Raw genomic sequence first — 18,082 nt, 5'->3', positions numbered from 1 at the left:
GCGGAACGACGGTGGTGGGTCAACGCCGCGGATCCGACGTACTGAAAGACAGCGGAACGGCGGGGTTCGAACGAAGAACGGGTCCCTGTCCCGAAAATCCCAAGCACGTAATAAACCGGCATCGTAGCGTGAAAAAGGAGTTCGTACCGATCACGACTCGGCGAAACCGCAGGCCACTTCTCGACCGTCCGGCCCGTCAGACACAGAGGAACGACGGGGTACGTTGGTATGGAACCGTGTGACAGGAATCACGAGACGGAAACCACGAGACAGAGATCACGAGACGAAAACCACGAGACGAAAACCACGAAACGGAAACCAAGAGACGGAATCTATGACGGAGCGATGAAAAGTCAACCTGAACGAATGCATTGCTGACGAATCGGACGACAAAAGTTGGAAAGAGTTCGACTTAAAGGATGATGCTCTTCTGCCGAACCATCTCCTCGATGGTCAGGTGGAGACCCTGCCGACCGATTCCCGAGCCTTTGTTGCCGCCGAACGGGATGTCTCCCAGTCCGTGACTCGGCGCGCCGTTGATGCGAACCGCGCCGGCGTCGAGTTTGTCGGCCATCCGGCGCGCACGGTCGTAATCGTCCGTGAAGACGGCGGCGTCGAGCGCCAAATCGCCGCCGTTCGAGATTTCGAGGGCTTCCTCCTCGGTTTCGAAGGCCGTCACCGCCGCGACAGGGCCGAACTGTTCCTCGTGAATGATTCGGGCGTCGTGCGGGACGTTCGCCAACAGCGTCGGTTCGAAGAACTGCCCGTCGCGGTCGCCGCCGCGAACCAAGTCGGCACCCTTCTCCACCGCGTCCTCGACGAGTTCCTCGACCCATTCGGCTTGGTCTTCACTGATGAGGGGACCCATCTGCGTGTCCTCGTCGAAGAGGTCGCCGACGGTCCAGTCGTCCATGGCGGCGTCGATTCGGTCGACGACTTCGTCGTGGACGCTCTCGTGGGCGAGTACCCTGCTGACGGCGGAACATCGCTGACCGGCGTATTTGAACGAGCCTTTCGTGCAGGCACCGGCGACCTCCGAGAGGTCCGCGTCCGGGAAGATGACGGCGGGCGCGTTGCCGCCGAGTTCCATGTGCAGGTTGACCATGCCGCTCTTGTGCGCGACGTGTTTCCCGGCCGCGCTGCTGCCGGTCATGGTTATCATGTTGATGCGGTCGTCGCCGACGAGCAGGTCCCCGATTTCGCTGCCGTGACCCGGCGTGAAGTTGAACGCCCCTTTCGGGAGTCCGACCTCGGAAATCACCTCGGCGAGGATAGCCGCACTCACCGGCGTCTTGCTGGCCGGTTTGAGGATGACGCAGTTACCCGCCGCGAGCGCCGGAGCGACCTCCAGCGCGGTCGTCGCGAGGGGGTAGTTGTACGGCGTAATCGCCAGAATGGTTCCCACGGGTTCGGGCTTGAGGATGGCCTCCCATCCCTCGTGGCCGCTCGTCGTCCCTTGGCGGAACTCGCCCTGCAGTTCGTGGGCCTCCTCGGCCGCGCGGCGGAACCGCTCGGACGCGCTTTCGACTTCGCCGCGCGCGCTCGAAATCGGCTTTCCGGCCTCCCGAACGATAACCTCGGCCAACTCCTCTTTGCGTTCGAGGAGTCCGTCCGCGATGTCTTCCATCCATTGGGCGCGCTGGGGGATGGTCGTCTCGCGCATGGCTGACTCCGCTCGCTCCGTCGCAGCGAGTGCGTTGTCCGCCTGTTCGGCATCCGCGGCGGCGACTTCGGCGAAGACGCCACCGTCGGCGAGGTCGGTCACGTCGAGCGTGCCGTCGGTGTCTAGCCATTCGCCATCGATGTAGAGTTGTTCCCGTCGATGGATCGGTTTCTGTGACATGGTTCTACCTTGGGACTCAGTAGGTAAATTATTTACTCACAACCGGATTAATGACATATGTTGGCTTTTACCACGATCTGAGCCGAACAGTATTGGCAATGATCGCCGTTACCGCGGGACATGGTATCAAACCGATCGGATATCGTCCGTCCGAAAGAATCGGCAAATCCGGCGGCGTTTGTAGCTGTTTTTGGCGTCGAATCCCAACGAAGGACGATGACCGACGACCTGTTCAGTAGTATCTCGTTTCGGGAGTCGACGGCGCGGAACCGCGTGATGGTCTCGCCGATGTGCCAGTACTCCTGTGACGGCGACGGAGTAGCAACCGAGTGGCATCGGGTTCACCTCGGAAGCCGTGCCACCGGCGGCGCTGGCATCGTGATGGCCGAAGCGACCGCCGTCGAACCGCGAGGCCGTATCTCACCTGACGACCTCGGCATCTGGAGCGACGAACACGCGGACGCGCTCGCTCCGATTACCCAGTTCATCAGGGACCGCGGCGCGCTCCCCGCGATTCAACTCGCCCACGCGGGTCGAAAGGCCAGCAAGACCAGCCCGTGGGACGGCAACCGACCGCTCCAACCCGACGAACGCGGATGGGAGGTCATTGCCCCGAGCGCGAACCCGTGGCCCTACGACGAAACGCCGCCCGAACTCCGCGAGATGACCAAAGACGACATCGCCGCGTTAGTTGACGACTTCGCGGCGGCGGCCGAACGCTCGCTCGACGCCGGGTTCGAAATCGCCGAAGTCCACGCCGCACACGGCTATCTCCTCCACGAATTCCTCTCCCCCGTAACGAACGACCGCGAGGACGAGTACGGCGGCAGTCTGGAGAACCGAACCCGAATCGTTCGAGAAGTAACCGAGGCGGTCCGCGAGGTGTGGCCCGACGACAAACCGGTCTTCGTTCGCATCTCCGCCACCGATTGGCTTCCCGACCGCGAGTCATGGACCGTCGACAATTCGGTGCTTCTCGCCGACCAACTCGCCGACGCCGGTGCCGACCTCATCGACGTGAGCGCCGGTGGACTTCACCCCGACCAGCGGATTCCGAACCCGGGACCGAACTACCAAGTCCCGTTCGCGGAGCGAATCCGCGAGGAGACCGACGCGCGTGTCGGCGCGGTCGGCGGCATCACGGAACCCGCGCAGGCCGACGCGCTCATCCGCAACGGACGCGCCGACCTCGCGATCATCGGCCGCGAACACCTCCGCGACCCCTACTTCACGCTCCACGCCGCCGCGGAACTCGACGCGGAAGAGCGCGTCGAGTGGCCGATACAGTATCGCCGCGCGGTCCAGTGACATAGGGCTTCGACACCTCCGTCTGACTGTCCATCGACATCTCCGTCTGACGGTCCATTTATGCCGTTTCTTGTCCATCTATCAGTATGGCACTCAGTCGCACGCACGGCGTCCGAGGAGGGAGGGAAAACGACCATGCCGACTGACGATGCGACCGACCGGGACGGCCGCGGGTCGTCGATCGAAATCAGGACCATGCCGGCACCGTTTTTCATCGCCGAGAAGTACGTGGCCAACCCCGTCCTGCGGCGGCTCCTGCGCTCGAAGCTCCACTGGCTCGTGAGCAACCGACTCATGCTCCTTTCCTACGTCGGGCGCCGGTCGGGAACGCGATACGCGACACCCGTCGCTTACGACCGGCGCGAGGACGTCCTCGTCGCCACCACGCTCCGTCATCACAGCAACTGGTGGAAGAACTTCCGCGAGGAACATCCGGCGACCGTCTGGCTGCGAGGCGTTCGCAGAAAAACGACCGGGCTCGCCACGACGAACGCGCGCGAAATCGCGGAGTTCGTGCGAAGTTCCCTCGTCCGCTACGGCGTCGAACGGGCGCGGTGGCTCGGATTGAACGTCGAGGGCGAGGACCCGCCGTCCGTCGAGGAACTCGAAACGGTCGCGGACGAACTCGTCGTCGTTCGGTTCTCGGTCGACGACCTCGAACCGGTGTTTCAGACGCTCCACATCAAAGAAGAGGAGTTCTCGAACCGCTTCGGCACCGAGATGCCGTCGTAGTTCGACTTCCTCGAATCCTTCGATCGCCCCTCGATCACTCGTAGCGGCTATCCTCCCGGATGTTCTCGGGTATCTCGTCGTCCCGCCCGTTGTACTGGTCGCCGAACGTCTCCACGACGTCGCGTTCGGTCCCCCATTCGACGTAGTAGTCGTCGAGGATCCCCGCCACCGTCTCTCCGAGGTCGTCCATCTCCTCGTTGATGGCCGAGACGGTGGACCACGAGTCGAGGTCCGCGTAGCGGCGACGCTCCCCCCAGTCGTCGGGAACCTCCGGCGCTTCGTATTCGACTTCCTCCATCTCCGGATTCCAATAGAAATCGAACTCCTCGATGAGCCCGAGGTCGAGGGCGACGCGATACGCGTCGTCCGAGAGTGCGGTTTCGTCCGCCCACGTCTCGAACCCCTCCTCCCACGCGTTCTCCACGCCGTCTAAATAGGTCTGTAAGTCGGCCCGCTTGTCGACATCGGATTCGTACTGGTCGTCCCGCGTCTCCTCGTAGATCGTCGGCGCGGCGGGAATGGCTACATCGAGGCTCATACAGCTAGAGACGCGTCGCACGAGAATAAGCTCTGTAGCCCCGAAGAGGCCCCGTCTCACTCGCGGTCGAACCGAATCGGGAGCGAATCGACGCCGTAGATGAACGAACTCCGCGTCGGTTCGAGCGTCGTCTCGGGAATCGTTACGTTCGACACGCGCGAGAGGAGTTCCGAGAGCGCGACTTTGGCTTCGAGGCGGGCCAGCGGCGCGCCCAAACAGTAGTGGGTTCCGTAGCCGAAGCCGAAATGCTGATTTGGGGTGCGGTCGGCGCGGAACTCGTCCGCGTCGTCGAACTGCCGTTCGTCGCGGTTTCCGGAGCCGAGCCAGACGACGATTCGGTCGCCCTCCTCGATGGTTTCGCCGTGTATCGTCACGTCCTCCATCGCGACCCGGGTCATCGCCTGCACGGGCGAGCGGTAGCGAAGCACCTCCTCGATTGCGGTGGTGAGCGCCCTGTCATCTCCAGCCAGTTCCTCGAAGGCGTCGTCCTCGTCGAAACAGCGCATCGCGTTCGTGATGAGGTTCGTCGTCGTGATGTTCCCGGCGACGAGCAGGAGGATGCACGTCCCGAGGATTTCGCGATGGTCGAGGGGTTCGCCGTCGATTTCGGCTGTGACGAGCGTCGAAATCAGGTCGTCTTGCGGGTTCTCGCGCCGGTCTTCCATCAGTTGGACGAAGTAGAACGCCATCTCCTGGCGCATCTCGTCCTGCCGTTCGTAGAACTCCTCCGTGTTCTCGTCCTCGCTCGCGGCGGAGACGATGGCGTCCGACCACTGCTTGAACTGCTCGCGGTCCTCCGGCGGGACGCCCAACAGTTCGGCGATGACGATGACGGGAAGCGGGTACGCGAACTCCTCCACGAGGTCGATTTCGCCCCCGTTGTCGAGGATGTCGTCCAACAGCTCCGTCGTCAACTCGCGGATACGTGGCTCCAGTTCCCGAATCGTACGGGGACTGAATTCCTCGTCTACGACACCTCGGAGTTCGTCGTGTCGCGGCGGGTCCTGCATGAGCATCGTATCGAGCATGACACCCGCCTCCTCGCCTTCCGGTTCCTGAAATCCGTCCGCGTTCCGCGGACTCACGGAAAAGCGCTCGTCGTCGTCCAACATCTCCTTCACGTCGTCATATCGGAACACGTCCCACACCCCCCGCGCCGGGTCGTACCGAACCGGTGCCTGCTCGCGCATCTCCCGGTACCAGTCGAACGGTTCCAGCCACGCTTTTCGTTCGGACAGTTCGTCGGGAAACGCCTGCAATCCCTGTGGGTTGGAGGAACTCATCCCTAGAAATTGATGGGCGCGTACGCATCAGCGTTTTCCCTCTCGTATCGGAAATCCCCCTCGTATCGAAAACCGATCCAAAATGACGCATGAATCGACGTAAAACCGAGACGCTGGCGAACACGTCCATCATGCCGATCTACTCTTCGGTCCGCGTCGTCGGAACGCTCCCCGCCTCTCCTCTATTCCCTGACCATTTTGATGACAAATCAATTAGAATCTCGGATACTTTGCGGGCAATAGTGTACTAATGCGAGCGTTGATGAACAGTGTTCACGGTTAAACGACGTTACTTTGCCCGGGTTTCAACCCGCATGGAACTGAGACGGAAGGCTAATATAATTGTGGTAAATGCTTTCATAGCATGGATAGACGTAACTACCTCAAGGCGAGTTCCGGCGCATTCGCTGCGTTGGCGCTTGCAGGTTGTCTCGGTGATTCTAGCGGCAGTGGCAGCGACGACGAAACTTCAGAAAGCGGTGACGGCGAGAAGACCAGTTCGGAAGGCAAGGACGATTCCGACAACGGCAAGATAATCGTCGGATCCGATATCCCGTACAAACCGTTCGAGTACCGGAAGGCGGACGGGTCGCTCGAAGGGTTTGACCCGGCTATCGCGGAAGCCGTCTTCAAAGGACAGCTCGGCCGGGAGTACGAGTTCCAGAAGACCAGCTTCGACACCATCATCCAGAGCCTGAAAAACAAGAGTTTCCGCGTCATCATGAGCGCGATGACCATCACGGACAAGCGCGCCGAGAAGGTCGATTTCTCGGACCCGTACTTCACGGCGTACCAGACCGTAGCGATTCGCAAAGGTGGCGACATCGGGAAACTCGACGATCTGAAAGGCAAAACTGTCGCCGTCCAGAAGGGGACGACGGGTGAGAGCGCGGCGGAAGACCTGAAAAAGGAATTTGGCGGCAGTCTCAGCATCGACAGCTACGACCAGATTACGGGCGCGTTCAATGCCTTGAGCAACAAGCAGGCGGTCGCGGTCATCAACGACAACACCGTCAACGCGCAGTTCGTGAACGAGAAGGACGGTATCGTGTTCCTCGAAGGCAAGGGTGAAGCCGAAAAGCAGGGTAAGAAGGCTCCGTCGTACCTCACTCTGACCGTCGAAGAGTACGGCATCGCGTTCCGCAAGGACGACGATGAACTCCGGAAGAAGGTGAACGACGCCATCAAGACGATCAAGGACGACGGCACCTACGACGAAATATACGGCGAATATTTCGAGGGCTGACCCCGGCGATAGCTTCTGAACAAAGAAATCATTTGATACACCATGGCAGAGACATACCACGAAGACACGGCCGCCGAACACCGTGCCGGTGACGGTTTCTTGACGGATACGCGGCTCAAATGGTTCGGCATCATCATCGCGGGCGTGTTCACGCTCGCCGTCGTGTACCTGCTCTACCGAATCCTGACCGAATTCGTCGATTACGAGCTGATGCGCATCATTCTCCCGCGGTTCGTCGATGCGTACATCCTCGTCCTCGAAATCGTCGTGGTTTCGAGCGTCCTCTCGCTCATCGGTGGCCTGTTCGTCGGATTAGGTCGCGTGTCGAAGACGTCGTTCACTCACGCCATCGCAACGGGGTACGTCGAATTCTTCCGCGGAACGCCGCTCCTCTTTCAGCTCCTCGTCATCTACGTCGGACTTCCGGCGTTCGGAATCGGTCAATTCTCCGAATGGAAGTACTACGCCGCGGTCATCGGACTGACGCTGAACCACGCGGCGTACTCCGGGGAGGCTATTAAGGGCGGTATCAACGCAATCCCGGACGGTCAGATGGAGGCCGCGCGGTCGCTCGGCATGTCGTACATCAGCGCGATGCGCAAAGTCGTCCTGCCACAGGCGTTCCGCAACGCGCTCGCCGCGGTGGGCAACGACCAGATTATCCTCGTCAAGGACACCTCGTTGCTGACCGTCATCGCCATCCCGGAGATCATCAGCCTGTTCAGGAACGTCAACAGCAACCAACTGGACCCGTGGACGCCCATCGTCCTCGTGGCTATCGCTTACCTCGCCATCACGCTCCCGTTGGGCAAACTCGTCCGCACGCTCGAAAGCCGAGCCGCGTGGGGTGAACAGCAATGAGGACCCCGAAAATCGAGTTCGACGGCGTTGACAAGTACTTCGGCGAAGCACACGTCCTGAAGGACGTCGACCTCGAAATCGAGGACGGCGAAGTAGTCGTCGTCATCGGTCCGAGCGGGAGCGGTAAATCGACGCTGTTGCGCTGCACGAACCGCTTGGAGGAGATTCAGGACGGCGACATCCGCATCGAGGGGCAGTCCATCACCAATCCGACGGTGGACATCAACTTCCTCCGCCAGCGCATCGGGATGGTGTTCCAGAGCTTCAACCTCTTCCCGCACAAGACCGCACTGGAAAACGTCGCGCTCGCGCCGATGGACGTGAAGGGATTCTCGCGTGCGGAAGCCGACGAACGGAGTCAGGAACTCCTCGCCGACGTCGGTCTCGCGGACCAAGCCGACTCCTACCCGAACCAGCTTTCGGGCGGGCAACAACAACGCGTCGCCATCGCCCGCGCGTTGGCGATGGATCCGCACGTCATGCTGTTCGACGAGGTGACGAGCGCGTTGGACCCCGAACTCGTCGGCGAGGTGTTGGGCGTCATGCGCGAACTCGCGGAGGGCGGCATGACGATGATGGTCGTCACCCACGAGATGGGCTTCGCCCGCGAAGTCGGCGACCGAATCGTCCTCATGGCTGACGGGCGCGTCATCGAAACCGCACCGCCCGAGGAGTTCTTCGAGAACCCGAGCACCGACCGGGCGAAGCAGTTCCTCTCGATGGTGCTGTAGCGGTTTTGGCAACGCTCCCGTAACGCCCGTCTCGACTGTCCCGTCGAATTCCTCTCGCCCGACCTGCGTTTCTCCCGACTATCCTGTACTCCCCCTCGTTTCCGTGACACGGAACCCAATTCCAAGCTTCTGGGACGAGTCGATGTCTCTTTTACACCTGCCCGGAAATGACGGGTAGATACGGGACCGATTCCGAACGTCGCATCGAGCGGTCCCGGCGACCCGAATGAGCGAACACAACGTCGACTTGAGCCGGTTGTTACTGGTTCCCGAGCAGACGGAGACGACCGAGCCGTCTACAGACATGAACAGAGAATCGTCGGACGACCGGACGTCCCCGCCGCCGTCGGTGGTCCTGCGCTCGCTCGAAGACGACAAGTGTCGAACGCTCCTCACGGCGTTGCACGAACCCACGTCCGCGACCGCGCTCCGCACCGAGTGCGACATGCCCCGCTCGACCGTGTATCGGAAACTCGAACGACTCGGCGAGGCCGGACTCGTGCGGGAGTACACCGAGGTTCGACGCGACGGACCGAACGCCACCCTCTACGAGCGCGATTTCACGGATATCTCCATCGGTATCGACGAGAACGACGAGTTTACGGTTTCAATCGAACGGCCGGACCGTGACGCCACGGACCGAATGGCGACTTTCTGGACGGAGATGAAAAAAGAATCATGATGGACGCGATAACGTGGCTCCTCGTCATCGTGAAGTTCGCCGCGCTCGGACTCGGCGGGGTCGTCACTCTACTCGCCTACCGCGCCTACGAGCGCACGCAGTTCGCGGGGCTTCGCTACTTCGCCATCGGGTTGTTCATCATCACCGTCGGGACGGTACTGGTCGGCGTCTTCCACCACTTCCTCCACGTCCAACTCACGATGGGGATGCTCCTCGAAAGCTCCATCATCTGCGTCGGATTCGGCGTCATGGTCGTCGGACTGTACGGACAATAGCGGCGTTTTCGTCCGTTCACACGCCGGTTTCCCTCCTCGTTTCGAGGTTGTCCCACGTTGTGGGACCCCACCATCGGTTCTTGTTCGATGCCTGTGGAGACTATCGTAATGAGAGTCACGACTGAAGGAACCCTCACGTTCGACGTGCCGCACCGACGACCCGTTTCGGGACCGCGTGGTGACCGATGAAGCGGACGGTAGCGGAACGGTTCGCGGACACCATCGTCGAGCGGAGTCGGCTCGTCATCGCGCTCTTGCTTCTCGTCTCGGTGGTCGTGGGTGCGGGCGCGGTCATCGGCGAAACGGGCGACGCGCCCATCGGCCAAGCCGGAACCACGTCGCAGGAACAGAAAGCCCTCGACGAAATCGGGGCGACATACGGGACGAACGACGCGATAGTAAGCCAAGTCGTCGTGAGAAACGAGGACGGAAACGTCCTCTCCCGCGAGTCCTTGATACGAAGTCTCCGTCTCCAACGCGAGGTACGTAACGACGACTCCATCAACGGGACGCTCCGCGCCGACCGCGGACTCGTCGGCATCGAGAACGTCGTCGCAACCGCCGCGTACGCCGAGGACGTGCGACGGAAACGGGCCAACTCGTCGAAGAACGGGTCCGGGACGAACGCCGGTGCTCCGGCGACCCGTCCACCGTCGCCGACGTTGGACCAACAGATACGCGCGCTCGAAACGCGCTCTCCGGCCGACGTCCGGTCCCTCGTCGGAACGGTGCTCGATTCCGACGCGGCCGCTCCGGGAACCGACCCGACGGAGTTCCTTTCCTCGAACTACGAACCGGGGACGACGAGCGCCGACGCACGGATTACGTTCGTCTTCCAGCGAGGAACGGACGACTCGGAAGCCGCGACTCAAGCTGCGTACGACGCGCAGGTGGCCATCGAGTCGCTGGTCGATTCGCGCTTCGACGACGCGTTCGTCTTCGGGCAGGGAATCGTCGATGACGCCTCGTCGCGGGCCATCGGCGACAGTTTCATCATCATCACGCCGGTCGCCCTCGTCCTGTTGCTCATCGCGCTCACCCTCGCCTACCGCGACCTCGTAGACGTGCTCATCAGCGTCTTCGGCGTCGGCATCGTGATGGTGTGGCTCAGCGGCGCGCAGGCGTGGCTCGGGATTCCGTCGAGTTCGCTCCTCATCGCGGTTCCGTTCCTCCTCATCGGGTTGAGTCTCGACTACTCGCTGCACGTCGTCATGCGGTACCGCGAAGCGCGGACCGGTGCCCTCGATACCGACAATTCGGATACCGACCGGCGGTCTCCAGCGATGGCGATGCGGTCGGGACTCTCCGGGGTCATCCTCGCGCTGGCCATCGCGGCGTTTACGACCGCCATCGGGTTCTTCTCGAACTACGTCAGTCCGCTGGCGTCCATCCGCGACTTCGCGCTCCTGAGCGGCACCGGCATCATCGCCATGCTGGTCGTTTTCGCCGCGCTCGTCCCGGCGGTCAAACTCGAAGTCGAACGCTTTTTCGACCGCCGCGGTCGTCCCCGCTTGCGTTCGGCGTTCGGCGTCGGTGACGGGCCGGTTCGGCGCGCGCTCTCGGGTACCGCGAATCTCGCCCGACGAGCACCCGTCGTCGTCCTCGTCGTCGCCGTCCTCCTCGCGTCGTCCGGCGTCTACGGCGCGACGGGCATCGATACGGAGTTCAATCAGGCCGATTTCATCCCGCAGGACGCCCCCGCGTGGATGCACTCGCTCCCCGAACCGTTCGCGCCCGACCAGTACGATGTCAGCGCGAACCTCGCGTACCTGAGCGATAACTTCCGGCAGCGCGGTGAAGGGTCGGAGGCGCAGATACTCGTCCATGGGAACGTCACCGACCCGAAATCACTCGCGACGCTCGATGCGGCGACGACGACCGCGGCGGAACGCGGCGGGCAGAACGGCACCGTCGTCTTGCGGCCGGACGGGTCGGCCGCCGTCGAAAGCCCTGCGTCGGTCCTGCGCGACGTGGCCGCCACGAACGAGACGGTGGCCGCGGCAATCGACGACCGCGACCGTGACGGCGACGGACTCCCGGACGAAGACGTCGCGGCGGTCTACGACCGGTTGTACGACGCGGCCCCCGAACGTGCAACGACGGTCCTCTATCGGGACGCGAACGGGTCGTACGCGTCCGCACGTGTTATCGTCGGAATCGCGGGCGACGCCTCGGCGCAGTCGAGCGCGAGCGATGCCCGCGCCGTCGCCACCGCGGTCGAACGAGGTGCCCCCGTCACGGCGATTGCGACCGGTCAGCCGGTCGTTACCGCCGTCGTCCAGAGCGCGCTGTTCGAGACGCTCGTCGAGGGGTTCTCCATCACGCTCGGCGTCATCCTCGTGTTCCTCGTCGGATTGTACTGGTGGCGATACCGTGCACCCGAACTCGGCGTGGTGCTCCTCGTTCCCGTCCTCATCGCGCTCGCGTGGCTGCTCGGGACGATGGCGTTGCTCGACATTCCGTTCAACAGCGAAACCGTCATCATCACCAGTCTGGCTATCGGACTCGGCGTGGACTACAGCATCCACCTCGGCGAACGCGTCGTGGACGAACGCGCTCGCCACGACACGCTCGGAGAGGCGCTCTCGGCCGCCGTCGTCGGGACCGGTGGCGCGCTCCTCGGAAGCGCGGTGACGACGGCCGCCGGGTTCGGCGTGCTCGCGTTGGCGCTCTCGCCTCCGCTCCGGCGGTTCGGGACGGTGACGGGATTGAGCATCGTTTACGCCCTCGTCGCGTGCGTCACGGTGCTTCCGTGCCTCCTCGTAATCCGCGAGCGACTTCTGGGACGACGGACGAACGTCGAATCCGGGGAAGCGGCGAACTGAAAACGCCGCTCCCTTCCACGGTACTCCACGTCGGACAACCCTTCTACTCCAACCATACATCGTTTCCCGTGCCGTCGTGATTCGAAAATCGGTAGTCCCGTGCCGTGCTGTCGAATCCTTCCGGGCCTATTCGACTACTTCGACGGTATCGCCGACGTGGAGCGTTTGATTGCGGTCCGACTCGGGTATCTGGGCGATGAGCATCGTCGCGTAGTGGTGGTCGAGCGCGCTCTCGTCAACCCATTCCGGGAGCGTTTCCCGTCGTTTTCGGATGAATCGCGTGCGGAATTCGGGCAGGGATTCGCCCGTGTCCGGGTCGCGCTGTGGGATGACGCACCGATTGCACGCCTCGACGCCCTCGAATCGAACACCGCCAACTTCGAAGTCGGGAGACCCGTCACCGATGAATCGGTCCTCCCAAAACGGGGGAACGCCTTCGATTTCGACGTTGGCGCGGAGTCGTCTCCGCGCGCTTTCGACCGTCATCCCGTCGAACCACGACGCGATGGCACGCAACGAGGCCGTGCTTATAGCCGACGGCCCCCGCTCTCGCCGGTCGACGAACCCGTTCTCCGTGTCCCGACGTAGCGTCAGGTCCATCTCGAAGAGTTCGCTGAACCACCGTTCGGCCTGTTCGCGTTGCTCGGGAAGGTCGAAGAGGCGTGTCCCTCCGTCCGGCGTTTCTATCGTCAGTTCACCCGAAGTGGGGTCGAAATCCGTCGACAGCCGTTGAAACATATCCGTTTGCTTCCCGTTGACGGCGTTGCCCGCGGCGTCGAAGAGCGCAAATTCCCTATCGTAGGCCACCGTGCCTCCCGGTACGATGTCGGTCGAATCGACTTCGATGCCGTTGAGCCCTTTTATTGGATACACCCGTATCCGTCCGAGTTTCATCGGTGGCAATGGCTCCGCGACGACCATATAGTTGACTTTCGGGCCGGCTTGCCGATTTTCTGACGAACGATACTCCCGCTCGCACTCTCGATTTTCATATGTCGTTATACGATACATGTGGCCGATGCGAACATATTTCTTGCTTCTCGTCAATCTCTAATCATACCCGCCTATCGGCCGATACCGGCCACATACGAGGACGAGTGTCGGCGGTTTTTGCGATACGCGTTCGAGCCGGAAAACGGCCTCCAAGCCGGCGATGATGACGACGCCGAAGTCGTCCCTGAACGCTCCCGTTTGTGGCAGGAATCGTCGTCGGGCAGCGCCCGTGCACAGGATGAACAGCAGACGGCGACGGCGTTTCGTTCGCACACCGCCGACGTCACGGTCGGTCGTCGTCCAGCAGTGCCCGCCAAAGGCGTATCTGGACGACCAACGTTATCGCGGCAACACCGAATTCGAACAGGGCACGCGTTCGTCGCTTAGTTATGATTCCATTCCCCCATCCGACACGATATGTTTACTGCCCACCGTTTCCGTGGGAGTCAGGTGGCTTTTCCACTGCTGAGCGACGGCTTCGGAAAAAGCGGGGAATTTCGGTGGGTTCGGACTACGCCAGTGGGAAGACCGTCGAAATAACGAGCACCGTCACGAGGCCCGTGATTGAGATGATCGTCGTCAACACGGTCCACGTCTTCAGCGTTTCCGTCTGCGTGAGTCCGCCGATTTCCTTGACGAGCCAGAACCCGGAGTCGTTGTACCACGAGCAGATGTTGCCGCCCGCTCCGATGGCCATCACCATGTACACCGGGCTGACCGATAGCTGTGCGGTCAGCGGTGCCATGATTCCCGCGGCGGTGAGCATGGCGGCCGTCGCCGACCCCTGCGCGACGCGAACGATGGCGGCGATGAGCCACGCAGTCACGAGCAGGCCGATGCCGATGCCCTTGAGGTGGCTTGCGATGTACGACCCGATTCCGGACGCGGCCAAGAGCGCGCCGAACGCGCCACCCATCGCGGTGATGGCGGCGATGTTCCCACCGCTCTTCAGCGCCTCCGTGAGTTCCTCCTCCCAGAGCGATCGTGAGAGGTCGGACCACCGGAGGTATGTGTACGCCGCCGCGATGGCGGCGATCGTCAGCGCGACGTTCTTGTCCCCGATGAACGCGACCACGGGTTGCAGGTTCCCGAGCACCGGATACGGGTCTTTGAACGTATCGACGATGGTGTACGAGGCGACCAATCCGATGGCGAGGATGATGGGGATGGCCGATTCGAGGACGCCGGGGAGGTTCTTGTTGTCCCGGTTCGCACGCTCTTCGAGTTCTTCCGTCGTCGTCCCCATCGCGTCCCGGAGCGGGATGTTCATCCGCTTGTTTATCCAGCGGCCGTACACGAGGCCGCCCATGATCGCCGAGGGAATGGCGACGACGATGCCGACCAGAATGGTCAGTCCGAGGTTGGCGATGCCGAGTTGGTCGGAGACTGCCAGCGGTCCCGGCGTCGGCGGGATGAACACGTGCGCCACCGAGGCACCCGCCCCGACGGCTATCAGATACAGCGCGTAATTCTTTCCCACGCGTGCACGCATCGAGCGTGCGAGCGGCGCGAGGAGGTAGAACACGCTGTCGAAGAACACCGGAATCGCGAGGACGGTACTGCTCCCCCACAGCGCGATGTCCGAATTTTCCTTCCCAACGACCGATTGGAACGCCCGAACGATACGCTGGGCGGAACCACTCTCGAGCATCGACTTTCCGATAACCGATGCCATCAGAATTGGAATACCGATACCTGCCATCCCGTTTCCGAACTCCGTCGCCGTACGTGCCGCTGCATCAGCGAAGGTGAAGTCGGCGACGAACGCCGCGTTGAGTAGTCCGACACCAAATGCGGAGATAGCTAGCCCGACGAACGCCGGGAGGTCCCAGACGACGAGGAGGAGGATGACTAAAATCAGCCCGGCTGCGAACGTCAACAGCGGACTCTGTGCGAATTCGATTGCCATGGATTGCGCATCCATGTCATTGATGTTCATTGAAAACATTTTCCTTTAATAGCGGTAATTTAATAAAGATGAATAATAAACAAACAGTATGTTTGAAATAGATTGTACTATTTTTTCACTATGTAAACGAACGCTGGTTTTATTATTTTTCGTTTATTTGCGGTATTTATGGATCGTATACTCGCCGTCGTCGAACCCACGGAGGCAGCCAAGGAACTCGTCCGCGAAGCAGGTATCATCGCCGAGGGATTGGACGCCGATTTGATTCTAACGCATATCACCACCGAACAGGAGTACGGCGCTCGGCGGGACGCGATGGAATCGCTCATGAGCAGTTCGGCGAGTTACACCGTCGGCGAGGCAGAGGAGGGTGCGACGCAGTTCGCCCGCGACGTCGGTGACGAAGTCCTCGCCGAACTCGACGTGGAGTACGACGTGACGGGCTATCTCGGGAACAAGTCGGAGAAAATCCTCGACGCCGCCGAGGAGTACGACTGCGACCACGTGTTCATCACGGGGCGACAACGCTCGCCGACGGGGAAGGCCCTCTTCGGCGACGCGACGCAGGAGGTCATCCTCGACTTCGACGGACCTGTCACTGTCATAACTGGCTAACCGATTCTCCACTATTTATCCAACGATAGCCCGGTTTCACACGAGTTAGTTTGCAAATAGCGACGAAACAACCGGAATAATAAAACGGCAGCGCGATAGCGCACAACTGTGACCAGTACATTGCACGACCAGACCGCCGTCGTAACGGGGTCGAGTAGTGGTATCGGGTTCGCAATCGCACAGGAGTTCGCGTCCCGGGGGGCGAACGTCGTCGTCAACTCGCGCTCACAGGAACGAGCGGCCGAGGCCGCCGAGGAGATCGCGGACGAAACCGGTTCCGAGTCCGTCGTCCCCATCGAAGCCGACGTGACGGACGCCGACTCGCTCGAATCGCTCGTCGAGGACGTCGTCGAGCGGTTCGGCTCCCTCGACGTCTGGGTGAACAACGCGGGCATCAACATCCGCGGCCCGGCCGAGGAGATGTCGCTCTCCGACTGGCAGCAGGTCATCGACGTGAACCTGACCGGCGCGTTCTCCGGGGCGCAACTCGCCGGACGGCAGATGATAGAGCAGGGAACCGGCGGAAGCATCATCAACATTTCCAGCATGATGGGCGAACAGGGTCAGACCGGCCGGACGCCGTACAACACGTCGAAGGGCGGCGTCAACAACCTTACCCGCTGTCTAGCCGTCGAGTGGGCCGAACACGACATCCACGTCAACGCCATCTCTCCCGGCTACATCCGAACCGAGATGGTGGACGACGCACAGGACCAGATCGGTTTCGACGAACAGGACGTCATCGACCGCACGCCGCTCGGCCGATTCGGTACACCCGAGGAAGTCGCCAACTGCGCCGCGTTCCTCGCGGAAGGTGAACACTTCATGACCGGCGAAATCCTTCACCCCGACGGTGGATGGCTCTCGTTCGGTTGGGGAAGCAAGTCGTAAGAACCGTTCTGTCCTGCATTCTGCATTTTATACCGATCTGATATATCTCCGTGATATCCTTTCTTTCGTATAGCGAGATACGATTCAACCGCCCGATACGAACCTATTTCTCGCTTCCAGTCAATCCCCAATCATGCCCGACTATCGGCCGATTCCCGCGAAATACAAGGACGAGTATCGGCGATTCTTGCGCTACGCGTTCCGACCCGAAGACGGTCCCGACATCGAGGATGACGACGATGACCCCGAACTCGGGGACCGCCGCGGACTCTTCGACGGCGACGATTTGCTCTGCGTGTGCAAACACCACTGGTTCACCGCGCGAATCCGCGGCGAGTGGCACGAGATGGCCGGCCTGTCCGCCGTCGCGTCGCCGCCGGAGAGTCGCCGTCGCGGACTGGTCCGCGACATGCTCGCCGAATCGCTCGCGGAGTACCGCGAGAACGAAGTGTACTTCTCGGCCCTTTGGCCCTTCTCCTACGAGTTCTACCGCAAGTACGGGTGGGCGATGGCGAACAAGTCCACCGAGTACGTGACAACCCCCGACGCGCTCGATTTGGAGGTCGAACCGACGGGCGAGTTCCGTCGACTCGACGCCGACGACTGGGAACTCCTCGTTCCCGCGTACGACGCGATGACCGAGGGATACGCCCTCAGCACCGACCGAACGGAGGACTGGTGGCGGGAGCGGGTCTTTAAAGGCTGGAAGAAAGACCCCTACGTGTACGCGTGGATGCGGGACGGCGACGCGCGCGGCTACGTCGTCTACACGATGCAAGAGGAAGACGACGGCAAACGGCTCAAGGTGTGGGAACTCACGGCCGCGGACGACGAGGCACACCGTCACCTCCTTCGGTTCGTGCAGTACCACGATTCGCAGGTCGAGACGGTCGAGTTCACCTACGTCCCCCAGAACGCGGACCTCCTCGACATCGTCGCGAACCCCCGTGACGTGGACTGCAAAATCGAAGGCGGGCCGATGTTCCGTCTCGTGGACGTTCCGCGTGCCCTCGAAAGCATCTCCTACGACGCGGACGGAACGCTCGTCCTCCGCGTCACCGACCCGTTGGCCGAGTGGAACGAGGGGACGTTCGAACTCGACGTGGGCGACGTCGTCCGCTGCGGACGTACCGACGCCGACCCGGACGTGGCGACCGACGTGAACACGCTCTCGCAGTTGGTCGTGGGATATTGCGCCGTCGAGGATGCCGAGCGGTTCGGGGAGTTGACCGTCGAAACCGACGACGCTCGTGCGCTTCTCGCCGACCTGTTCCCCGAGGAGGACGTGTTCCTCACGGAAGGGTTCTGAGTCGCACGCTTCAACCACACGTTCCGACCGACCAATACTTT

17 protein-coding genes are annotated in these 18,082 nt (G+C 61.8%); 11 read left to right on the top strand and 6 right to left on the bottom strand.

The window, feature by feature from the left end; translation table 11 throughout:
* Nucleotides 1-412: 412 nt before the first annotated feature.
* Nucleotides 413-1,843: an aldehyde dehydrogenase family protein gene (locus ACGYLY_RS06235; protein ID WP_395282472.1), complete on the bottom strand. Its 1,431-nt coding sequence runs from the start codon at nucleotides 1,841-1,843 to the stop codon at nucleotides 413-415.
* A 216-nt stretch (nucleotides 1,844-2,059) separates the two neighbouring features.
* Between ACGYLY_RS06235 and ACGYLY_RS06230 the strand changes: the two genes are divergently transcribed.
* Both ACGYLY_RS06230 and ACGYLY_RS06225 read left to right on the top strand, forming a co-directional pair.
* The gene (locus tag ACGYLY_RS06230) at nucleotides 2,060-3,151 is read left to right on the top strand and encodes an NADH:flavin oxidoreductase/NADH oxidase (RefSeq protein ID WP_395284145.1); all 1,092 of its coding nucleotides are present in this window, start codon (nucleotides 2,060-2,062) and stop codon (nucleotides 3,149-3,151) included.
* A gap of 135 nt (nucleotides 3,152-3,286) precedes the next feature.
* Nucleotides 3,287-3,883, top strand: coding sequence for a nitroreductase/quinone reductase family protein (locus tag ACGYLY_RS06225; protein WP_395282473.1), 597 nt, complete (start codon nucleotides 3,287-3,289; stop codon nucleotides 3,881-3,883).
* 34 nt (nucleotides 3,884-3,917) lie between these two features.
* On the opposite strand, the gene ACGYLY_RS06220 is transcribed toward ACGYLY_RS06225, so the two are convergent.
* Together ACGYLY_RS06220 and ACGYLY_RS06215 are read right to left on the bottom strand one after the other, a co-directional pair.
* A complete protein-coding gene (locus tag ACGYLY_RS06220; RefSeq protein WP_395282474.1) occupies nucleotides 3,918-4,421 on the bottom strand; it encodes a hypothetical protein in 504 nt (167 codons plus the stop codon).
* 56 nt (nucleotides 4,422-4,477) lie between these two features.
* Nucleotides 4,478-5,704 (bottom strand): cytochrome P450, encoded by a 1,227-nt coding sequence (locus ACGYLY_RS06215; protein WP_395282475.1) that lies wholly within the window; start codon nucleotides 5,702-5,704, stop codon nucleotides 4,478-4,480.
* Nucleotides 5,705-6,068: 364 nt separating this feature from the next.
* Here ACGYLY_RS06215 and ACGYLY_RS06210 point away from each other — a divergent pair, with 364 nt between their 5' ends.
* From ACGYLY_RS06210 to ACGYLY_RS06185, 6 genes are all read left to right on the top strand, one after another.
* A complete protein-coding gene (locus tag ACGYLY_RS06210) occupies nucleotides 6,069-6,950 on the top strand; it encodes a basic amino acid ABC transporter substrate-binding protein (protein ID WP_395282476.1) in 882 nt (293 codons plus the stop codon).
* 42 nt (nucleotides 6,951-6,992) lie between these two features.
* The gene (locus tag ACGYLY_RS06205) at nucleotides 6,993-7,811 is read left to right on the top strand and encodes an amino acid ABC transporter permease (protein WP_395282477.1); all 819 of its coding nucleotides are present in this window, start codon (nucleotides 6,993-6,995) and stop codon (nucleotides 7,809-7,811) included.
* The gene (locus ACGYLY_RS06200; RefSeq protein ID WP_395282478.1) at nucleotides 7,808-8,542 is read left to right on the top strand and encodes an amino acid ABC transporter ATP-binding protein; all 735 of its coding nucleotides are present in this window, start codon (nucleotides 7,808-7,810) and stop codon (nucleotides 8,540-8,542) included. Before ACGYLY_RS06205 ends, ACGYLY_RS06200 begins: the two co-directional genes overlap by 4 nt.
* Before the next feature lie 226 nt (nucleotides 8,543-8,768).
* Nucleotides 8,769-9,224, top strand: a complete 456-nt coding sequence (locus tag ACGYLY_RS06195) for a helix-turn-helix domain-containing protein (RefSeq protein ID WP_395282479.1) — start codon at nucleotides 8,769-8,771, stop codon at nucleotides 9,222-9,224.
* On the top strand, nucleotides 9,221-9,499 hold the full coding sequence (locus tag ACGYLY_RS06190; protein ID WP_069450431.1) for a hypothetical protein: 279 nt from the start codon (nucleotides 9,221-9,223) through the stop codon (nucleotides 9,497-9,499). Before ACGYLY_RS06195 ends, ACGYLY_RS06190 begins: the two co-directional genes overlap by 4 nt.
* A 185-nt stretch (nucleotides 9,500-9,684) precedes the next feature.
* On the top strand, nucleotides 9,685-12,324 hold the full coding sequence (locus tag ACGYLY_RS06185) for an RND family transporter (protein WP_395282480.1): 2,640 nt from the start codon (nucleotides 9,685-9,687) through the stop codon (nucleotides 12,322-12,324).
* A 126-nt stretch (nucleotides 12,325-12,450) separates the two neighbouring features.
* On the opposite strand, the gene ACGYLY_RS06180 is transcribed toward ACGYLY_RS06185, so the two are convergent.
* The 3 genes from ACGYLY_RS06180 to ACGYLY_RS06170 form a co-directional block, all read right to left on the bottom strand.
* The gene (locus ACGYLY_RS06180; RefSeq protein WP_395282481.1) at nucleotides 12,451-13,218 is read right to left on the bottom strand and encodes an MOSC domain-containing protein; all 768 of its coding nucleotides are present in this window, start codon (nucleotides 13,216-13,218) and stop codon (nucleotides 12,451-12,453) included.
* Between the two features lie 156 nt (nucleotides 13,219-13,374).
* Nucleotides 13,375-13,590 carry a hypothetical protein gene (locus ACGYLY_RS06175; RefSeq protein WP_395282482.1) on the bottom strand — a complete coding sequence of 72 codons (216 nt, stop codon included), beginning with the start codon at nucleotides 13,588-13,590 and terminating at the stop codon, nucleotides 13,375-13,377.
* Nucleotides 13,591-13,828: 238 nt separating this feature from the next.
* Nucleotides 13,829-15,226, bottom strand: a complete 1,398-nt coding sequence (locus ACGYLY_RS06170; RefSeq protein ID WP_395282483.1) for a GntP family permease — start codon at nucleotides 15,224-15,226, stop codon at nucleotides 13,829-13,831.
* 168 nt (nucleotides 15,227-15,394) lie between these two features.
* Here ACGYLY_RS06170 and ACGYLY_RS06165 point away from each other — a divergent pair, with 168 nt between their 5' ends.
* The 3 genes from ACGYLY_RS06165 (at nucleotide 15,395) to eis (ending at nucleotide 18,041) form a co-directional block, all read left to right on the top strand.
* Nucleotides 15,395-15,841 (top strand): universal stress protein, encoded by a 447-nt coding sequence (locus ACGYLY_RS06165; protein ID WP_395282484.1) that lies wholly within the window; start codon nucleotides 15,395-15,397, stop codon nucleotides 15,839-15,841.
* A gap of 108 nt (nucleotides 15,842-15,949) precedes the next feature.
* Nucleotides 15,950-16,732, top strand: a complete 783-nt coding sequence (locus ACGYLY_RS06160; protein WP_231183386.1) for an SDR family oxidoreductase — start codon at nucleotides 15,950-15,952, stop codon at nucleotides 16,730-16,732.
* A 133-nt stretch (nucleotides 16,733-16,865) separates the two neighbouring features.
* Nucleotides 16,866-18,041 (top strand): enhanced intracellular survival protein Eis, encoded by a 1,176-nt coding sequence (gene eis / locus ACGYLY_RS06155; RefSeq protein ID WP_395282485.1) that lies wholly within the window; start codon nucleotides 16,866-16,868, stop codon nucleotides 18,039-18,041.
* Nucleotides 18,042-18,082: the final 41 nt, after the last annotated feature.

It is taken from the genome of Haladaptatus sp. CMAA 1909 (assembly GCF_043952005.1).
Classification (GTDB): Archaea; Halobacteriota; Halobacteria; order Halobacteriales; family Haladaptataceae; genus Haladaptatus.
Note: the sequence above shows the minus strand (reverse complement) of the source record. Positions and strands in the feature narration are given on the sequence as shown.